Source organism: Collinsella sp. TF07-1, assembly GCF_003437235.1.
Lineage (GTDB): Bacteria > Actinomycetota > Coriobacteriia > Coriobacteriales > Coriobacteriaceae > Collinsella.
The window spans coordinates 1-20,747 of sequence record NZ_QSRV01000029.1; the positions used below are offsets into that span (position 1 = coordinate 1).

The 20,747-nt window shown below is 49.0% G+C and carries 13 protein-coding genes; 1 reads left to right on the forward strand and 12 read right to left on the reverse strand.

Translation table 11 applies throughout. The annotated features are described in order from the left end of the window. Window positions 1-19 precede the first annotated feature (19 nt). The 9 genes from rfbB to DXC67_RS09335 all read right to left on the reverse strand — a co-directional run bounded on the left by rfbB (window position 20) and on the right by DXC67_RS09335 (window position 9,674). Entirely contained in the window at window positions 20-1,039 is a 1,020-nt protein-coding gene (rfbB, locus tag DXC67_RS09295; RefSeq protein ID WP_117638161.1) for a dTDP-glucose 4,6-dehydratase, read from the reverse strand. A 62-nt stretch (window positions 1,040-1,101) separates the two neighbouring features. Next, a complete protein-coding gene (locus tag DXC67_RS09300) occupies window positions 1,102-2,088 on the reverse strand; it encodes a hypothetical protein (RefSeq protein ID WP_233503221.1) in 987 nt (328 codons plus the stop codon). 9 nt (window positions 2,089-2,097) lie between these two features. After that, on the reverse strand, window positions 2,098-2,535 hold the full coding sequence (locus DXC67_RS09305; RefSeq protein WP_117638162.1) for a DUF4869 domain-containing protein: 438 nt from the start codon (window positions 2,533-2,535) through the stop codon (window positions 2,098-2,100). Between the two features lie 95 nt (window positions 2,536-2,630). Then, window positions 2,631-3,530 (reverse strand): glucose-1-phosphate thymidylyltransferase RfbA, encoded by a 900-nt coding sequence (rfbA, locus tag DXC67_RS09310; RefSeq protein ID WP_117638163.1) that lies wholly within the window; start codon window positions 3,528-3,530, stop codon window positions 2,631-2,633. 242 nt (window positions 3,531-3,772) lie between these two features. Beyond that, window positions 3,773-6,130, reverse strand: coding sequence for a glycosyltransferase family 2 protein (locus tag DXC67_RS09315; RefSeq protein WP_117638164.1), 2,358 nt, complete (start codon window positions 6,128-6,130; stop codon window positions 3,773-3,775). 128 nt (window positions 6,131-6,258) lie between these two features. Next, window positions 6,259-7,683 (reverse strand): DUF2142 domain-containing protein, encoded by a 1,425-nt coding sequence (locus tag DXC67_RS09320; protein ID WP_158551340.1) that lies wholly within the window; start codon window positions 7,681-7,683, stop codon window positions 6,259-6,261. A gap of 132 nt (window positions 7,684-7,815) precedes the next feature. Continuing rightward, window positions 7,816-8,610, reverse strand: a complete 795-nt coding sequence (locus DXC67_RS09325) for a glycosyltransferase family 2 protein (RefSeq protein ID WP_117638166.1) — start codon at window positions 8,608-8,610, stop codon at window positions 7,816-7,818. Between the two features lie 6 nt (window positions 8,611-8,616). Then, entirely contained in the window at window positions 8,617-8,967 is a 351-nt protein-coding gene (locus DXC67_RS09330) for a DUF2304 domain-containing protein (protein ID WP_117638167.1), read from the reverse strand. 11 nt (window positions 8,968-8,978) lie between these two features. Further along, window positions 8,979-9,674 carry a glycosyltransferase family 2 protein gene (locus DXC67_RS09335; protein WP_199410714.1) on the reverse strand — a complete coding sequence of 232 codons (696 nt, stop codon included), beginning with the start codon at window positions 9,672-9,674 and terminating at the stop codon, window positions 8,979-8,981. A 132-nt stretch (window positions 9,675-9,806) separates the two neighbouring features. Between DXC67_RS09335 and DXC67_RS09340 the strand changes: the two genes are divergently transcribed. Beyond that, on the forward strand, window positions 9,807-11,057 hold the full coding sequence (locus tag DXC67_RS09340; RefSeq protein ID WP_147327784.1) for a hypothetical protein: 1,251 nt from the start codon (window positions 9,807-9,809) through the stop codon (window positions 11,055-11,057). A 108-nt stretch (window positions 11,058-11,165) separates the two neighbouring features. Here the strand turns inward: DXC67_RS09340 and DXC67_RS09345 are convergent, their stop codons facing one another. From DXC67_RS09345 to DXC67_RS09355, 3 genes are all read right to left on the reverse strand, one after another. Next, window positions 11,166-14,333: a hypothetical protein gene (locus tag DXC67_RS09345; protein WP_117638170.1), complete on the reverse strand. Its 3,168-nt coding sequence runs from the start codon at window positions 14,331-14,333 to the stop codon at window positions 11,166-11,168. A gap of 185 nt (window positions 14,334-14,518) precedes the next feature. After that, window positions 14,519-17,554: a L,D-transpeptidase family protein gene (locus DXC67_RS09350; protein WP_117638171.1), complete on the reverse strand. Its 3,036-nt coding sequence runs from the start codon at window positions 17,552-17,554 to the stop codon at window positions 14,519-14,521. A gap of 178 nt (window positions 17,555-17,732) precedes the next feature. Continuing rightward, entirely contained in the window at window positions 17,733-20,591 is a 2,859-nt protein-coding gene (locus tag DXC67_RS09355) for a GH25 family lysozyme (RefSeq protein ID WP_117638172.1), read from the reverse strand. Between the last annotated feature and the right edge of the window lie 156 nt (window positions 20,592-20,747).

Sequence of the window (20,747 nt, forward strand, 5' to 3'; positions counted from 1 at the left end):
GGTTCGCCGGGATGCGGTCTTACTGGCCCTGGGCCCTGTAACGGGCCTCGGTGGCCTCCTTGGCCGGGCGCCACCAGGACTCGTTGGCCACGTACCAGTCGATCGTCTGCTTCAGGCCCTCGGCGAAGTCGGTGTGCGCAGGCCTCCAGCCCAGCTCGCGCTGGAGCTTGGTGGAGTCGATGGCGTAGCGGCGGTCGTGGCCGGGGCGGTCGGCGACCCAGTCGAAGTCCTCTGGGTCGCGCCCCATGGCCTCCAGGATCATGCGCAGGACCGTGATGTTGTTCTTCTCCCCATTGGCTCCGATGAGGTAGGTCTCCCCCATGCGGCCGCGGGTCAGGATGTCCCAGACGGCCGAGGAGTGGTCCTCGGTGTGGATCCAGTCGCGGACGTTCTCGCCGCGGCCGTAGAGCTTGGGGCGCACGCCGTCGATGATGTTGGTGATCTGCCTGGGGATGAACTTCTCCACGTGCTGGTAGGGGCCGTAGTTGTTGGAGCAGTTGGAGATCGTGGTGCGCAGGCCGTAGGTGCGGGTCCAGGCGCGCACGAGCATGTCGGAGCTGGCCTTGGTGCTCGAGTACGGGCTGCTCGGGTGATACGGCGTCTCCTCGGTGAACTTGGCCGGGTCGTCGAGCGCGAGGTCGCCGTAGACCTCGTCGGTGGAGACGTGGTGATAGCGGATGCCGTACTTCCTCACGGCCTCCAGAAGGCGGAAGGTGCCCTCCACGTTGGTGCGCAGGAACGGCTCCGGGTCGGCGATGGAGTTGTCGTTGTGGCTCTCGGCGGCGTAGTGGACGATCGCGTCGTGGCCGGGGACGATCCTATCCAGCAGCCCGGCATCGCAGATGTCGCCCACGACGAGCTCCACGCGGTCGGAGGGCAGCCCGGCGATGTTCTCGGGGTTGCCGGCGTAGGTCAGCTTGTCCAGGACGGTCACGTGCACGTCCGGGTGGTTGTTCACCACGTAGTGCACGAAGTTGCTGCCGATGAAGCCGCAGCCGCCCGTGACGATGATGTTCTTAGGTTCAAAAATCTCAGACATGAAAATCCAATCTGAAGCATGTACAGCTTCTTTAGTATGCCGCAGGAAGTGACGCCGCGACACTATTCAACAAAACTATCGGACATTTCGGCATGCGATAAGAGCCATAACCTTCGCAGAATTACTCCCCCTAAAAAACGCCTCCGGAATACAGTCTTTGTCGTACCGGAAGACCGAATTCCCAGTTTTATCGCATAAGTACTTATAGAAGAAGTCCTCCCAGCTTTTAACTTTTCACTGTCTGCAAACGCTTCTGGCTCTTGCAAAACCGCCTTAATATCTAACCCTGAAATTACGCCGGAGCTCAGCAGAAGCCACTCGAATGACTCGGGAAGACAAACCGTAACAGTATCGCGATGAATGTCTTGCAGCTTAAGGACGCGGTCCGCATAGCACCCAAATGCCGCTCCGTCCGCGACAACAAACACGCGATCGTCGAGATGCTGATCCAACCAGCCCAAAATCGCGCTGTTCGTCATGGCCGAAGCACAGGTAAGCTCACTGTCAGCGAAATGCCGTTCAAAGAACTGGAAACCAGACTTACTATCCTCGCATAGAAGGATAGAAAAGTCCTGTTTTGGCGCCGACCGGGAAATAGCATAACGATGATTCCCGCGATCTTGATAAGCAGGAACGAAAGAATGGTATTTTCCGCTCGTCTTAATCTTGTAAATCTCATCCACGCTATACGGAAGATTGGGGAAATCAGCCCTTGAGATCAGCACGAAATAATTCGAGGAATACAGCACATGATGGGCAAACTCATCAGAATGGATCTCTTTTAAGCCCTCATCGACAAATACAATCGAGTCATGAACGGACGAAAGCTGGTTTCGCCAATCATAATCGGTCAGGGCGACACAGGGACAATCGCACTGCAAGGAAACACCCGACTGCTCGCCCGTTCGCATGTAGTCTGCGACCATGTCAAACAGTGTCGTCTTACCCGTGCCGCTATCGCCACGCACAATAGTGATGTTCCGCTTGATGGTAAATGTGTACTTGGTTCCCCTGCGGCGGGAAATCTTAACGAGATGCGAACCGTTCATAAGCAGCACCTACAGATACGGAATCGACTCGTGAATCAATTCGGCCATGTTATGAACGATTCGGCCGCTATTCACGACTTTGATTTTAAAATCCTCGCGACCAAAGTCCATCACATGATAGAGATTCACAACGAGCTTGCGGTCTTTCGCCATGTCGAGAATCCACTTGGCACAGTTGTCACCACAGGTAGAAGCGTTAAAAATATGCTTACGATCAAATCTCATAAGCAGCAGCGTTTTCACGCCACCAGAAAGCTGGAGTGGGGAGATGGATCCAAGCACGGGGCTTTCGATGACGTTTTCGGAGACAACATCCGATCGATCGACATCTTTAATTATCGAGACTGCATAGGGATCCGTAATCCAAGAAGACCGGTAAGAGTTTTTGAAATATGTCGCTGTGTTGTAAATCGCTTCTGGCATATCGCCAAAGTAGACGCTTAACACATCCACTCCCAATCATATTGTCTTTATGGTCAACGTAATCATAACGAAAGGGGCCACCAGATAAACGGTGACCCCTAAAAGAAAACAAGCTTGCGCTAGTACTCGCGCGGGCTGTTGACGATCTCGCCGGCGGCGACCTTCTTCAGGTGCTGCCCGTAGACCGACTTGCCGTAGGCCTTGGCCGCCTCCTCCAGCTCGGCGGTCGTGATCCAGCCGTTCTCCCAGGCGATCTCCTCGGGGACGGACACGGGCAGGTCCTGGGAGTGCTCCACGGCGCGGACGAACTCAGCGGCCTCGTGCAGGCTCTCCATGGTGCCGGTGTCCAGCCACGCGTAGCCGCGACCGAGGGTGACGACCGACAGAGTCCCCTCCTCCAGGTACATCTGGTTGAGCGTGGTGATCTCCAGCTCGCCGCGCGCGGACGGCTGCACCCCATGGGCCTTGGCGGCGACGTCGCCCGGGTAGAAGTACAGGCCGGTGACGGCGTAGGAGCTCTTGGGCTCGGCGGGCTTCTCCTCGATGGAGACGGCCCTCCCCTCGCCATCGAACTCCACGACGCCGAAGCGCTCGGGGTCGTCCACGTGATAGCCGAAGACCGTGGCGCGGCCCGACTCGGCGTTCTGCACGGCGCGCGTCAGGTGGCGCGACAGGCCGTTGCCGTAGAAGATGTTGTCGCCCAGCACCAGTGCGCACGGCTCGCCGTTAATGAACTCCTCGCCGATGGTGAATGCCTGGGCCAGGCCGTCGGGGCTCGGCTGCTCGGCGTAGGACAGGTTCACGCCGTAACGGGAGCCGTCCCCGAGCAGGCGCTCGAAGTTGGGCAGGTCGGTCGGCGTGGAGATGACCAGAATGTCCCGGATGCCCGCCAGCATGAGGGTGCTGAGCGGGTAGTAGATCATGGGCTTGTCGTAGACCGGCAGCAGCTGCTTGGAGGTCACGAGCGTGAGCGGGTACAGGCGCGTGCCGGACCCGCCGGCGAGGATGATGCCTTTCATAGCTGATAAGCCTTCCAAAACATAGTCATAGTGTTAATTCAAGTTAATTATAAGATTAAGGAAGTTCCAAGGCGTGAACTATGCACAAGAACTATGCACAAGAACCATGAACCAAATGAACACATACACAATTAAATTTACAGAGTGCCCAGGAGACCAAGCATTGCTTGGCTTCGTCAGTAAACAGTGGCCAATCCGCACTAGGTTGCATACGTACGGACTGGCCCATCAGACAAAGCAAGCTAACGCGTGCTCATCGGACAATGGTAAGGGTCACCATTTACATAGTAATCGGCCCATGCAGTCCGCAATTTACCCTGTTCACGCATAAAACGAGCCCTCTTTGCACCAGTTTCATAACCACGGCTAAACGACTCATAGTGGTAAAGAAGCGCATCAGCATCAAACACGACCAACTGATCAAGAGAACGAACCCTTAGGCAATAATCGACATCATTAAAGGCCACTTCAAAACTTTCATTAAAACCGCCCAGCTGTTCGAATATAGAGCGTTTCGTCATCATGCAGGCTGCAGTAACAGCGGAAAGGTCCTGAGAGATTACAGCTCGGCGCATATAGCCAGGATCGTCACGGTCAATATTATTGAAGACGTGAATGGGGCCGCCCATTTCGTTCTCGCTGTTGCAGTAAATCATTAAAACGCCAGCATGCTGAACGGTGTTATCAGGGTAGAGAAGTTTTGCGCCAACGGCACCCACATCATCGCGTTGGCAGAAACCAAGCATTGAAGAAAGCCAGTTCGGCTCAATAACTTCAGTATCATTATTCAAGAACAAAAGGTACTCGCCATTGGTCATACCGACACCGTAGTTATTAATAGCAGAATAATTAAAGGGGCCTTCCCAGGTTGCAACTCGAACATTATCAAAAGTGGCGCAAACGCTGTCGTAATACTCGAATGTCTCTTTCTCGACACTATTATTTTCGATAATAAGGATCTCGTAGCTCGAATAAGATGTTTTGCTTTCAATTGAATCAATACATCTACGGAGAACTTCAACGCTGTCCTTGTTTGGAATAACAATACTTACAAGGGGCTCATCCTTAATGGCGTATGAAACATGATAGAAACAGGGGGTATCGGTCAGCTCCGCTACGGCATTTAGGCCGCACCTATCCAAATGCTCTTGCAAAGCACGTTTGCCTGCCTCGTCGGCATAATTCTTATTACCAGCACTCTTAGCGGTAGACGAATCGCTGATACGCCAGTGATAGAGAACCTCGCGAACATGGAAAATATTCTTAGTTCTTTCGCAAAGACGCAGCAAGAAATCATAGTCTTGTGCACCATCGAATGATTTGCGAAGCATGAGATCTTTAACAAATGAAACACGAACACAGAGCAAATGAGTAATGTAATTGTGAACACGTAAAAGATCGAGATTCAAGTCAGATTTATAGTGAGGGTCGACATACTCACCATCTTCATTTAAAAAGTCTTCGTCACAATACAGGGCATCTGTTTCAGGATGAATCGATATCCGTTCCGCATACCTGTATAGGGCAAATCGATCGAGCGTATCGTCATGATCGAAGAACACAATGTAGTCACCGGAAGCAGCCTCAATACCGGCGTTTGTATTCTCAGCAATTCCCTTGTTTTCAGTTAAGGGAACAACCTTAACTCTTGAATCCGACAGTCTAGCAAGCTCATCAGAAAGCGCAGCATTATTCGGGCTAGCATTTACAAGAATTAACTCCCAATTTTCATAAACCTGCTCCTCAACCGAATTAACCATATCCCAGAAAAAAGAGACAGGGGTATTGAAGAGAGGAACAATAATGCTAAATTTCACACCCTGTTGAATTGAGGGGACATCGTTAGAGCGAACGAAAGATAGCGAACGATTTCGCATTTTTGAAGCGTGTGCATAGGACTCAATATAAGCAGATTTATAAAAGACGGGAGACTTCGAATCCAGCATAAATTTAACAGCAGCCGGGTCGAGAGACAGAAAACCTGAGCCATAGGGGGAGTCTCCAGAAGCAACCAAGCAAAATGTCTTATCGCCCTTAGGAATCCTCAATGAAAAACTTGTCTCGTAGCGATGAAAACCCTGAAAGCCAATCTGAGAAGGATGTCCCATTCCGACATGATACTCATCGAGTATGTTTGAATCTCCGTTAGTCACATATACATTCTTAACGGAATCTCGCTGTGGGGAACAAATAACCCCCTTAATGATAATCTCATCTTTGTTATATGCCTCAATTGCGACATTACAACGAACGTGTATTTTTCCAAAATATGAATCAGATTCAATATCCCTAAACCGAGATGTTAATGAAGAGTTAATTTTATAGTTGAATCGAGATAGCCATTTTATAGCATTAAAAGATAATCTTGTTTTAAACCCGCACTTTCCGGTTACGGAAATCAACAAGCCCTTACAGGAAAGAAGAGGGACCGCAATAGTGGCAACTTCTTCTTTAAGTTGATAATGAAGCGAAAACGGAACGCTAGCCCCCGCATCTGTAACAACGCTAACAGAAATATTATCTATTTCGCTCTGCTGCAAGAAGAACGGAATATACGCGGCACCGAATCCCCGACATATCCCTCGATAACTAATGCCCATAAAAGTGACCAACCTTTTTAAAGTAGAAACTAATAAGAATAATCAGATGAAATACTCTCTAGCAAAGTTTTAACGATAACAATTCACTCACAAACGGCAAGGATAGGATGCCGACAGAATATAAGATGCTAAAGCGCCGCTATACTGATCAATCTAACTATATAGATGCAATTAGCGAGACAGGTGCCATAGAGCACAAGATTGCAGACATTCGCCTCGCATCTAACTTTAGCTGTCCTCAATCCAAACATCAGCACAGGAAGGGCAGGTAAAAAATACCTCCCCTGAACACCCATAATGAGTTCCTCCGTATTAAACGTCCATCCGATCCACATCGAAACAAAGGCTCCAGCAAAAGCAACCAGAAACGCCACAACAAATGCTACGGCGACTTTCGGAGCTAGATAGCAGTCATCTGACGCTGACCCCACAAGGCACATGAACCCAAAAAACAAATATGGGAGCATTAAAAAGGTCGGCATAATTAAACTCTTTTGAAACCAGCCAAGCGAATAACCAAGAGTAGTCAACCAATAAAAATCACCTAACGAATCAAAAGTAGCCATAAGCATCTTAAAGCTGTGACAGGGATGAAAGATGATGTCAGAGAGAGTGTAGAAAGTGCCAGTCTCTAGCCCGCGAACCGATTGACCGCTTTGGGCAGTTAGGTTAGCAATCGACGCCGTTCTAAACAAAATTACCGATGTGAGCATTACAAACACAAGGCCAATTTTAAAGAACTTGCCATCGCGTTTTGACTTAAATTTAGATAAGGGGATAAGCAAAAATAGACATATTATTCCTGAATAGATAACTTTACACGGAGCAAGTAAAGCGCTGAACAGAAACACCAGCGCAATAAATCGGCTGTCCAAGTGACCATCTGAAGAAAAAAAACCCTTCATCAAAAGCGAAAATACAATTAAAGAATAGCCGATAATTCCAGAATCATATGAATAAGAAGCCGCAAGATGGAGCGTCATGGGCAGGAAAGACACAAAAGCAATGATGCATTTGCCCTTCGGAGCAGTCTTAAAAGCAAAAAAAGAGCAGGCCACAAAAACGACAATAGATCCAATACGACCAAGATAAAACGTTAAATATGAGTTCAAATTTAAGCTGAGCCCTAGAAAAAGACCTACAAGAGACCCAATCTTTGCAGGAATATTTTCGCTACCAAAGGTATAACTTATTTCAGAAAATTTCTCGATTTTTAGATTAGATGTAGTCGAAAAGAGGCCCTTAATTAAATCGTTATAGTTCACTCCAGATATATAAGGATCTGTGTTTCTGTATAAATCGTAATCTGATGAACGAACATAAAACCCGTCAGATGCTACCCCATGCCCGCCGGGCAACATATCAAGAAGCCAATAAGACGAAAAAAAATGATGTGCTTCATCTGGTACAGAAAAAGGGGTGAATACAAAGCACATTAAGAGACAGAAAAACAAAAGTAATAGCAAGTACTTCGCATTATCGGAAATCCGAATAGAATCGTTAGCAAAAATTAAAAGAAAGACCAAGCACAACGCAGCTTCGGTAACGAGCACAATCAGTCTAGGATTTAACATAAACCAATATAAGCAAAATAAAATGAAGCAGAAGCATCCGGCAAACCGGACCAGCGATTTACAATTAAGCATTAAAAGCTCCAAGAGTTAAGGGGCAAAAACGAATATATCCTATACGTCATTGCTGCGCATGCTGAATGAATAGAAATAGTTCAAAATCCGGGCCAAAGGTTTGGGCCAGAACTTCAGAAACATTTCTAGATCCTCCCTGCTTCTAGTTTCGTCTTTTATAGAAGCAGTAGTTTCAGAGCCTTCATGAATACGATGCCGCATCAAAATGCTAGCCGAATAAACAAAGGAGCCATCCAGGCGCGAAAAACGCTCCCAAGTTTCCCAATCAAGACTGCATTTCATATCATCTAAAAAAAGAGGGGTTGGGAGAATTGATGAGTTGTAAGTTACCGATGGGCAACAAATGGGAGAGCCGAATGAGAGAAGACGATGCTTTTCCCTTCTGCTCGCAAAATACCCTTTCTTCTTTATACCTCGAAGCAGGAATCTTTTAAAATTCAAAAGAGGAGTGTCATCGACGGGTTCATCGTTTCTGAGCTCTCCATAATCTGAAAAAAAGATCGACATATCACTGACCAAATTTGCACATTCGAGCATCTTCTTCGTATATTCAGGAAGGTACACATCGTCCTGATGAGCAATTGTGACTAGTGACGTCTCAGCATGCTCAACGGCACAATTCCAGTCATGAGCAATTCCGGGTTTACCGCTATTGATAAATAGCGGTAAACCGTTTGTATTAGCAATGGACTGAATATGATTGTTTGGTGTCGAAGTCGAAATAATGATATTCGATCTGACCGTTTGGCTCATCAAAGACGAGACGCACTCTCCCAAATAAGGAGACTCACCATATGCACAAACCACGAAGGTGTGGTCATCGGAAGTAAACACCGTAAATTACTCCTCGCGGATTGATTCGATCTCTTTCTCCAATAGAGCTATCCGTTGACTTAAATTAGCGATAGCTGTTGCCTGCTTGCTCGACAAGCAGCCCAGAGAAAGAACAATACATAACAGAAATAAAAACCCAACAACGAAAATGAAGTTAGATAAAGTCGCGAACCCGAAAAAGGACGATATCACATATAAAGGTTGGGGAAAAAGCGCACACACCAGCAACGCAAGGACAAGCCCAAGCCACAAAAGCGAATACTTCAATTGCAGCTTATCTTTAAGAACAAGGCGAAGGACAAATACCGCCAAAAGCAAGCATGCAGCAATTATTCCGACACGCAACGACATTTGCATAGTAAAGATCCTCAATTCGAATAAGCGGAAATAATAATTGCAAGTGTTACCTTTATCATGTAATAAACGCTGCTAAATCCAGAAATGGAAGACTTTCCTCCCTGGCGCTCCTTCATTACAACCGGTACCTCGGTAACGGAAAGACCCTTAACCATTGCAGCAACAGCCGAGTCCGGTTCTGGATAATCCGCTGGATACTTTTTACAAAAAAGCCCTATCGCCTTTGCTCCACATGCCCTAAAACCAGAAGTCGGATCTGAAATTTTAGAGTGAGTCGTGATTGAAATAACGTAAGAAAGCCACTTTATTCCAAGACGCCTCATGAATGTCGATTGAAAACCATCGGTCTTCTCAAGAAAGCGAGACCCAATTACGAGGTCGCTTCCATTTGCAATCTCCTTAATTAGATGCGGGATATACGATGGATCATGTTGACCGTCGCCGTCAACTTGAACGTCAATGTCATAACCAAACCGTTGAGCATACTTATGCCCCGCCTGCACAGCACCACCAATGCCCAAATTCTGAGCTAAGTCGAGCACATTTATGCCATTGTCCTTACAAATCTGGAGGGTATCATCTGTCGACCCGTCATTAACGACAACATAATCGTAACCACAATCTACGACAGATTGAACGGTTGCAACAATATTATCTTCCTCGTTATATGCGGGAATTATCACCAGCACGCGCGATTTAGAAACCATCATTATCCTTAGAAGAACATCAGTAACCCTAAAAGTATAGAACACAGTGTGAAACAATTATCATCAACCAAAAGTTTCACTATCATTATGCATCATCTATTTATATGAGACCGAAAAGTGTGGTTAAGTACCGTGAACATTCAAAATGAAAGACATTCAAAGCAGAGAGCTATTGAGCCATTATCAGTAGCACAGAATACCTTTTTTAATGCAATAGGATGTCTTTGCTATCTTGGCTGCCAATGGGTTACGACCGTAATGGTTGTAAGGCTTTCGTCTTCCTATGGAAACTCCGGTCTCTATGCCTTCGCAATGGCAACGGGAATTATATTTGCCTCAATAGCTTTATATAAAGTGCGCACATTCCAAGTATCTGATATTTCAAATCAATTCAGCAACTCAAGCTATATCGCATTTCGCTTAATAACAATTCTTATCGGCTGGATCGTTTGCGCCGTCTATATCCCCATAGCCACAAATCGCCAAATGAGTCTAATCACCGTCTCGTTCCTTTACCTTGTCTTTAAAACAGATGAGAGCTTTAGCGATGTGCTGTATGGCATTTATCAAAAGAACGGAAGAATGGACTATATCGGCATTTCGCAATTCATTCGAGGCTTTTTATCACTTTGTACTTTTTCAGCTGGATTAGCCTTAACGGATAGCCTTTCAACTGCCATTGTTTCAATGACAGTAAGCTGCATGCTTGTCACTATTGTTTACGACTTGCCGCACGCAAGACGATTCGGTTCCATCAAGCCCATTTTTGATAATTCAACACTATTATCGTTGGCCAAAATATGCTTCTTTGCAATGTTAGCTAGTCTGTTAGCCAACTCCATTGTATCTTCGGTTCGCCAGTATTTCGGTATTGTGAACGGAAGCGAAGCACTCGGACATTATGCAAGTGTTGCGACACCTGCAGTTTTAATTCAAGTTGCTGCCACCTACTTGTATAGCCCGCTAATCGGAAAACTCGCTGCAGATCTCAAGAAAGATAGAGTTCTATTTCTCAAATCATTTATTAAAACCATGGGAATGCTCATTCTCGTAATGGGTATTTGCGTTTTAGCTTTAAGTCTCGTTGGCAGCAAACTGTTAATCATTGCATTCGGAGACAGCATTCAGCCCTACACATATTTGTTCCCATACGTTTTAATCGCGACAGCAGCTGTAGGCCTTCTTCTTTATTGCAATGACGTTTTGATTATCCAAAGACGAATGAAGCAAACACTGATCTGCAATGGCGTCGCTTTCACATGCGCCATTGTTAGCGCCATACCCCTTATTGCTATATCCGATATGAATGGCATCAACTACTCAATTATCCTTGGTTGTTCAATAGCAATTCTAAGCTCGCTGTTCTGCATTATCCGTAGGTAGCCCTTTACCGACGACACTATCTATTTAAAATGCGCAATATCAAATAAATCAATGGGGCGATATCGAAATACTGATATCGCCCCATTGGTTTCAGCTTCTATTTATACGCTAGCTTTTGTCAACCAGCTTAACCTCAAACGCTTCCATATGCAGGGCTTCTCCAGTCGTGCCGGCGCACTCGCCCGATTTAACCCAATTGAGCCAGCCCTTGCTTTGCACATGAGCTCTATAGACGACGTCATAATGCTTGGCGAGATCACCCGTAAGCGTAATTTCTACAGCTTCAATAGAAAGAGACTTACCCGTGGTGCCGGCCAGCTTGCCGTTCTTGACCAACTTTTGCCAGCCGATATTTTGAACATGAGCTCGATACTCGATGTTACCGGAATACCCAAGGTCGGGCTTGCTAATCGTCAACGCCTCAACAGCAAGATTTCGACCAGTTGTGCCCGCCGTCATGCCCTCATAAACAGGTTCCTGCCAACCAAGGTTTGAAACATGAGCCGTTATTGAAAAAGTTCTCTGAATAGAGGGCCGACTCGTATCCCCTGGTGCAGGCGAACCCTTTTCAACCAAAACGACCTGGTATGCCTCGAGCCTCAAGCCAAACCCAGTCGTTCCGGCAACCTGATCATTGCAGGCCCAGCCAAGCCAGCCCTTATCCTGAACATGAGCACGATAGTAAACGTCATAACGATTGGCCATCTCACCAGTAAGTCGAATTTGGATAGCCTGGACAGACTTGCTCTGACCCGTAGTACCGGAGACTTCTCCCTCTTTCACATAGTCTTGCCAACCGTAATCGGAAACATGCGTCCTGTATTCCAAGCTGCCATCGTAGGGAGCATTCTGCAGGTTGAGAGTAATAGCCTCGACAGCTTTTGACTGACCGACGGTCCCGGAAGTATTTCCTCCCTTGGAAGCCGACTGCCAGCCGTCATTCGAAACATGCGAAGTTGCCAAGACGTCAAGAGAGCCTCTTGACACCTTGACGACGTCGTAGCCAGACTCACCTTTTTTGAAATAAGTCAAAGCACCGCTATCGTGCGAATAGATAGCGAAGTCGTAATTGGTCGTAGCAAGTATGGCATCCGAAAATTCCACGAGATAGCAGGAGTCATCTTGCTTGCAAAGGGACCTGATAGCCGCGTCTGAGTCCTCAGTAATAGGCGAAGCAAACCAATCCATAATCGAATAATCGATAGCAGCGCCGGGCTTCAACGCTTCGGACTTCGTAGAATTCCAAAGTCCACCGGCGGCATCGGCGCTAGCCGAGTTGTATGTACTAGACCCGTAGCCCGACAGCCCAATCTCCGGATTAAAGAAAAGAATCAGTTCCGCAGCAACGGAAGAATCAACATCGGTAATACCAAGACGGTCAAGCTGCTCCTGCTTTTGGGGATACATGCCCGTCGGTGTGTTCGGATGCCCCTTGTAATAATACAAGTAGTCATCGCCATAGATGACTTCCGTCAAGTTGGCATAGTCGTCAAAATTCTGCTCGTAAGAAACATACGTTCCAAGCAGCATCATTACCTTTTTGCCCTGTTGAGTCGCCGCATCAAAATAACCATCGTTAAAGTTGTACAGTGCCTTAAACGCTTGGACCGTATCCTCTCCCCTATTTTGCAAGCTCGTAAGCATGCTCGAAACGTTTACTTTCTTAACGTTGGGGTCTGAGGCTATTCTATTGGCAAAAGCATTATCGTCACCGCTTGTAAACAAATTGGTGCGAGTCATCCACCACTGAGTACCGGGCTCAATACTCAGCACGGCATACATAGAATCCCAGTGATCGTGATAATCGCTATACGACTTTGAGACCTCACCGGTTTCGTATTCCTTATTCTTAGCAGCGTTCCATAAAGCAATCAGCTCAGCTTGCTTAGAATCTGGATCCTTGACGTCAAAGGCCTCGTTGGTAAATACATACGTGGCAGAGCCATCGGACAACAGCCGAATGGAGTATTGACCAGTGGGAATTTTATTGGCGTAAATCATCCTATGAATCAACGAACAGGTAATGTCATTGATATACAGATTGAACTTTGCATTGGGGTTGATCTTGTAGAGAGCAGCGACATAATCCGCGAACGCCTGATAGCTCGAACCAGAAGCATTCTCCTCACGAGTCAGATACGGAAGGCCATACATCCCGGACGGAAGCGAGTTCCAGTTATAAGCACTTGGACGATCGAGCATTACAATCGACGGAATGGTCGTTCCGGCAGAAGAGGTGCTGATATCCCAGAAAGATAGCGAATAGAGAACAACAGGGAAAGAAGCACTCAAAGGGGCAAGGTTGTATTCACTCGCAGAAATGCCGATTGACTGATGGTCCTCATGAACGATGTTTCCGTTCTTCAAATACTGCAACGAAACGTCAAACGGACCATAATCGCTAAATTCAATTTCACTGGAGCTAGAGCCCAGATCTCCGAGTGCAATCGTGCTTGAGACGGAACGGGTGACCCTCCCTCCATACGACATGGAGCCTGCCACCTTTATCGAATCAGCGATCCCGAGTCGTTTTATATCCTCGATCTGCGGAATATTCAGGGTTACTTTAGTCGTCTCCCCAACCTGAGAAAGAGAGCAATTAAAGACATATGGGACATAGGCACCAGCAGTATCGCCGGGCGCCGCGACACCCTTTTTTACAATGACGATCTGTATTGCTTCAACGGCATAAGACCAACCGGTGGTTCCCGCAGTCGACCCATTTGAAGTCCATCCAAGCCAGCCGAAATTAGAAGCATGAACGCGATAATACAGGTCATAAGAAGCCGCCCTGTTGCCCGTCAGCTTGAGCTCGACGGCTTCAATCTGAAGGCCCTTTCCCGTTGTGCCGGAGACGGCTCCATTAGAAACCCAATCCTGCCAGCCTTCATTTTGAACATGAGAGCGGTATTCGATACCAAGGTCTTCTGAATTAGGGAGGGAAACCCTGAGTGCTTCAAGCCTACGGGACTGGCCTGTTGTGCCAGAGGTCGAGCCATTCGATGTAAACGTCGGCTCCCAACCAATGCCTGAAATGTGAGATTTATAGCTGACGTCCGGGGCCGCCTCTTTGGGCTCCACGGTAGCATCAATCGAAGGCGCCGTTTCATCGGCTACAGCAGCAGTTTGATCCGAGGGGTCGGATTGGGTCTCTGGAACGGATTCATATTCGTTGGAACCAACATTTTGATCTGCCCAACAAGCCAAAGGGCTCAAAAGCAGCATCGTCATGAAGCAGGAAATCAGAACAATAAATGCTCTAAATTGCCTTTTCAAAAGAATCGCCTCCTAGATAGACGGTCGTCAATAACCATACTATCGGGAGTTAGCTTCATTAATGTCACCAATTAGGTGAACGAAGAAAAAGGAGCCTAATCCAACGGCAAGGGCCCTTTCCTGTTGCCAAGACTACGGCAACAGGAAAGGGCCCTCTAACAAGCTCTCACCGCTTACGGGAATAGTTAGTAGATTACCACCTTGGTAGCAAGGGGCACGTTATCCCAAATCCATTTAGCGCGATCAATGGGCAAACGCACGCAGCCTTGTGAAACATGCATTCCCATTCGGCTGTCCATGGGATTAAAAGTTCCCTGGTAGTACGGTATTGAATGGAACAGATAGTCACCGTAAAACTGCGTGTAGTAGTAGCAGGTATACCCATGTCCAAACGAGTAGCCCTTGCCGGTGACGGTATACTCACCCGTAGGCGTTGGAGTACTAGGGGCGCCGGTAGAGCAAGTCCAGTATTGAGCGTAACTCCACGACCCGCGCTGTCCACGAAAAACTCCAAGGCGGCATGCTTGCCTGTCAACCATAATGAGCCAGCTTGTGCTGCTCGAATATCTATTAGCTCGATTAAGCATAGTCATCATATCTGCCGGCAACAAGGGCTGGTCAGTAAACGGACGCGCAGTAGAACCGGGAGCACCAGCGCCCTTGGGAACAATCTTCACTTGAACAGACTCGACTCTGCAGCCTATCCTAGATGTACCCGCAGGCTGCCCATTTGAGGTCCAGTCGAGCCACCCAAAGTCTTGGCAATATGCTCGATACCAAACATCAAAGTAGTTCGATAAATCACCGGTCAACTTAATCTTAAGAGCCTCGATACGCTTTGCGCAGCCTACTGTGCCAGCGACATTCCCATTGGAAGTCCAACCTTGCCAGCCCACATCCTGTACATGGGCGGAGTACTCAATACCGCCTGATACGCTACTGGAGACATTCAACTTCAACGCCTCAATAGCAAGCGATCTGCCGGTTGTGCCCGCAACACCACCGTTGCCAACGGGATTCATCCAACCAAGCGTGGCGACATGCGCCTGGAGCGTTAGAGCTGGAGCAGAGATAAATGCGGGCGCAGACGATGAGCCAGGATTCCCGCCCTTCGCGACAAGCTTAATTTGGACAGCTTCTATCTGGATATTTAACCCGGTAGTTCCAGCGGAATCGCCGTTTTTGGCCCAACCCAACCAACCATAACCAGCCGAATGAACTCGATAGTAGATGTCATACTGATTCGCGAGGGGACCATTAATGCGCAGCTCAAGAGCCTGAATGGCCAATCCTTGTCCAACGGTCCCAACATAACCGGCAGACCGCCATTCCTGCCAACCAATATTGGCAACATGAGCTCGTGCCTCAACCAGAGAATCATCATCCACACCGGCCAGCACCACATTCAGAGCTTGAAGCGAAAGCGATTTTCCCGTTGTGCCGGCATCCTGCCCATCTAAAACAGATGGAAACCACCCACGGCTAGCGGAATGGGCCTGATAAACAACATGAGCGCAATCGGCGGAAGTATCGGAAACAAATGCTCCGTCCGTTACTCCGGGAGCGCCACTGCCTTTACTGATAATCCTTACTTCGACAGCCTTAAGGAATGAACCCGGTATCGTTGCCCCCGCATCCGCGCCATTACACGCCCAGCCAAGCCATCCTTTTTTGGAGTCAAAACACCGGTACCAAACGTCATAGGCATTAGACAAATCACCAGTAAGAGTCAATCTCACGGCCTTCAAAGTACGGCCATCATTTTTAGAATTGAGCGCGGCACCGTCAGAAACAACTCCGCTCCATCCACTAAATTCATAGCAGCCTGAATAACCGATTGAACCTGAAGTCTCTTGATTATCAAACGAAATAGAAAGCGATGTTAAAGGCTCAGAGCCGCTCTCGGAACCCATTAAAATCGTTTTACCCTGCACAGTGCCCAAGCTATTGCCATTAAGGCCATACGAACTGCCACTCAGAACATCCGTAGCTCCAATAAAATGATTCGCTGTATCTCCAGGAGCAGAGCAGCCCTTTTCGACCAACATAACCTGAATACCCTGAATGGCGGCACCCTTCCCCACCGAGCCCGCAGGAGACCCGTTGGACGTCCAGCCCAACCATCCGCCCAATTTGGAAGCATACACACGGTACCAAATGTCGTAAGTTGCAGATATCTCGTCATTGAGCTTAAACTGAACGGACTCAACTGACCGAGACTGCCCGGTCGTGCCAACAGTACCTGAAGACCAGCTTTGCCAACCAATGCCAGAGACGTGCGCGCGAGAGGAAATAGAGCCTCCGTGGCCATACCAATTAACACTAAGCGACAGTGCCTCGATTGCATTTCTTGAGTCAATGACCCCCGATGTCTTTCCGTCCGCGACAACACCCATCCATCCAACATTGGAGATATGAGATCGATAGGAAACAGTAGGCGGTTCCTGGGAATGGTCCCTAAAGGCATCGCCTCGCGCTGGCGCATCTTGAGCATTTTTTGGAAGCACCTTTATCTGAATAGCTTCGATCTGATAAGCATAGCCCTGTGTTCCAGCAGGCTCACCATTTGAGGCCCAGCCAAGCCAACCAACATTTGCAGAATGAACGCGATACCAAATGTCATACGAGTCAGAAAGACCGCCCGACAAAGATAGCTTGATCGCTTCGATGGCTCGCGACTGTCCAACTGTTCCAGATGTCTGCCCGTTACCCACCGGCTGAGGCTCCCAGCCGATCCCGGAAATGTGTGATTGGACCGAAATGCTGTCATTCCCCAAAGGGGTGCCATCTTGTGAAAGCAGATTGATCTTGAGGGCTTCAACGCGCTTAGCACGACCTGTTGTGCCAGCCGTCATTCCATTTGAAACGGGAGCCTGCCAGCCAATATCCTGTACATGAGTCTGGTATGAAACAGAACCAAAGACAGCGGATACATCATTTTCGGGTTTCGGCGAATCAGTCGCATTGGAAGCAGACTCGCTAGAAACGGATGAGGGAGAATCATTGTCTGACACAGTCGGCTGCTCGACTTCAACCCCCTGCTGTTCATCATTTAGGACGAAACTCTCGTCTTCCGAGCTGCTGGCGGCGCTATTGGAATAATCAGTAGACTCCGGCTGCACCGGTAAAGAATCAGCCCAGACAGAAAGGGGCGTCAGAAGACAATGAAGAATCAGTAATGGCGTCATTGCCGTTGCTAGCAGTCGTTGCGTCTTTTTCATTCGACTTCCCCATCAATCGACCATCTTTAGCATCATTATTTATCGTTTCGGCAATTGCTTAAATACCGAAAACGTGAATGGCACTTAAATAGAAACGAACGGACCGTTGCAAAACGACCCGTTCGTTTTTAACCAGAGTAACTGCTAGAACCTGTGCGAAGGCATGACTTTCGATCAGCTATGCAAGCGGCACGTTGTCATACCAACCCCACTTTGGCTTATATGAGGTGGAATAATAATCCAACCAGTACGCCATATCGAGCGTCCTGATCTGACCGACATTATCCATAACCTGGTTATTGCCAATATAGAGACAAACGTGACCGTAAATGCTGCCCATGCGGGTATGCGTATGCGAAGGAACGGCAATGACCATTCCAACTTTCAGCTGAGAATAATCGGTGAATTTACAATAATCCCAGTAGTAATCGCAGGCATCTGTATGGACGTTCCTAAATCCGGCACGCTCGTAGATATCTGCAATCCACTCGGAGCACAATCCCGGGCCAGGAGACGGTACCTGTCGGGCAAGATCAACAATCTTCTTCTGCATAGGATTTGCAAACGCAGAAGGCTGCCCAAGCAAACATGGCGAAACGGTGCTCCCGGGGGCATTGGCGCCCTTCCTTGTAAGTCGAACTTGAACAGCTTGGACATGCGTCCCATAGCCAGTGCTGCCGGCAACGGCACCATTTTTAGTCCAACCAAGCCAGCCGACATTATCGACATGGACCCTATACCAAACATCAAAATAGGTTGCTAAGTCACCAGAAAGAGAAATTTTAATAGCCTCAACCGAATTAGATTCAGCGGTAGACGAAAGCTGCTCCCCGTTTGTCTTGCCAGAAGTCCAGCCTACATTCGAAAGATGCAGTTGATAAGCAATCCCGCCGGCAACAGATGAAGTAGTTTTAGCCGAAAACCCGGTGATGGGAATTCCCTGACCGGTCGTACCGGACACCTCTCCGGCAGGGACATAATTCTGCCAAGCACCTTTCACCTGAGCGGAATATGTCACCGTAGGTATTTCAAGATGGGGATAGCCCGATGTATCAGGATGGGAGGTACCCTTCTTAATGAGCTTAATCTGAACAGCCTCGAGAGAGCATGACATACCGGTGGTGCCGGCCTCCTCGCCGTCCTTGGCCCAGGCCATCCAGCCGATGTTGGAGGCGTGCACGCGGTAGTAGACGTCGTAGTCCTTGGCGAGGGAGCCCGTGAGCCTCAGGCGCACGGCCTCGACGGCGCGGCCCTGGCCGGTGGTGCCGCCCTCGGAGGCCGAGGGGGTGTCCCAGCCCTGCCAGCCGACGCCCGAGACGTGGGCGTCGATCTGGACGCACGAGCCGTCTGAGTAGTCGGAACTGTCGAGCGAGAGCTTGAGGTCCTCGAGGGCGAGGCCGCGGCCTGTGGTGCCGGCGGTCGCCCCGTCGGACACGGCGCCCTGCCAGCCAACGTTGGAGACGTGGGCGCGGTAGGTCAGGGACATGGGCTTCTTCTTGAAGGCGTAGTCGACGTTGGCCCCGTCGGACGAGGGGGCGGCGTCGCCCTTCTTGACGAGCCTGATCTGGACGGCCTCGACGCTCCTGCCGAAGCCCGTGGTGCCGGCCTCCTCGCCGTCCTTGGCCCAGGCCATCCAGCCGATGTTGGAGGCGTGCACGCGGTAGTAGACGTCGTAGTCCTTGGCGAGGGAGCCCGTGAGCCTCAGGCGCACGGCCTCGACGGCGCGGCCCTGGCCGGTGGTGCCGCCCTCGGAGGCCGAGGGGGTGTCCCAGCCCTGCCAGCCGACGCCACTTACATTGGCGTTAATTTGCACAGAGCCATCTTCAACGGGATTCAAGATGCTGACCTTAAGATCCTCCACTGATTTAGACTGCCCCGTTGTGCCAGCCGTAGATCCGTCGCGCTTGCTGCTCATCCAGCCAATATTCGAGACATGCGCCTCATACTGAATATGCATCTTGCTGTCATCTACGTTGAGAAGAGAACCGTTGAAGCAGTAGTTCATGTCACAGTGTCCGTTGACGCCCGGGACATTGCCACTGCTTGAATACTGCCAGAAACTGTAGCTGCCAGCATAATCGCAACGCCAATTATATTGAGCGACCCAATGGTCATAACCGCTCAACGACGGAGAATTCAGGTAGTTGTTAAGCCAGTTAAGGTTCGCATAGATACCCGACTTAAAGCCAACGGCCTCCATACGGTTGCAAAAAGCCTGCGCAATCTGGGTAAGCTTATCCTTGCTGAAATCCGGATCTTGCAAGATATAGCTATCCTCAAGATCATAATAAACGGGAAGCGACGGATGATGGCCGCCGAGCCAAGCAAGTGTCCTGTCGGCCTCTTTATTGGCATCCTCTACAGAACGGGCGTAGGAGTAGTAATACACGCCATAAGGAATGCCGAGGCGTTCACATTCAGCAGCGTTCCTTTCAAAAGAATCGTCAGGTTTTCCGTAAACCGGACCGACCTTGAGAATGGCAAAATCAATCCCCGCGGCCTTAACCTTATTCCAATCAACAGTTCCTTGATGATTGCTGACATCGATGCCGCGCGCAACAGCGCCATTGGGCAAAGGATCGTCAGTTAAAGACTGCGCATCGATGTCGCCATTGTCAGAATCGATAAGCACGCCGTTTTCGAAACGCCAAGAGTTCGGTTCCAAAGAGTCGGCTTCGCAGGAATTCATTTCAGTGGAATCATCGGTTGGGGCTTCACCGTTTGACGCGTCAACACGAGACTCTTCGATGCCAATTCCAGGCTGTTCGCCTGAATCAGAGTCTACACCCCCATCAGGACGAGCAGCATTTGCATCGTCACCATACCATTCGGTTACACCCTGAGAACCCGAGGCATCGTCCTGCGCTCCCTGAGAGCTTGCACCTTGAGATTCGTACTCGTTCGATGTTTGCGAGACCGACTGCGAAGCAGCGGCGGCCTGGACCGACAGCGCATACGCGCTGTAAGGCTGAATGATTTGCGACCAGCCCATCAATAGCGTACAAACCAAAGCAGCAGACGCTTTAAGACGTTTCATGCATATCCCCCGAGACAGTAACCACAGATAAAGAAACGAATACTAGCTATATTACCGCACTTCCATACAGGCATTTAAAGCTTAGGAAAGCACCAGTTAGCACACAGTCAAAAAGAGGCGCTCCTGCAACGGAGCGCCTCAACAGACTCTATGCGA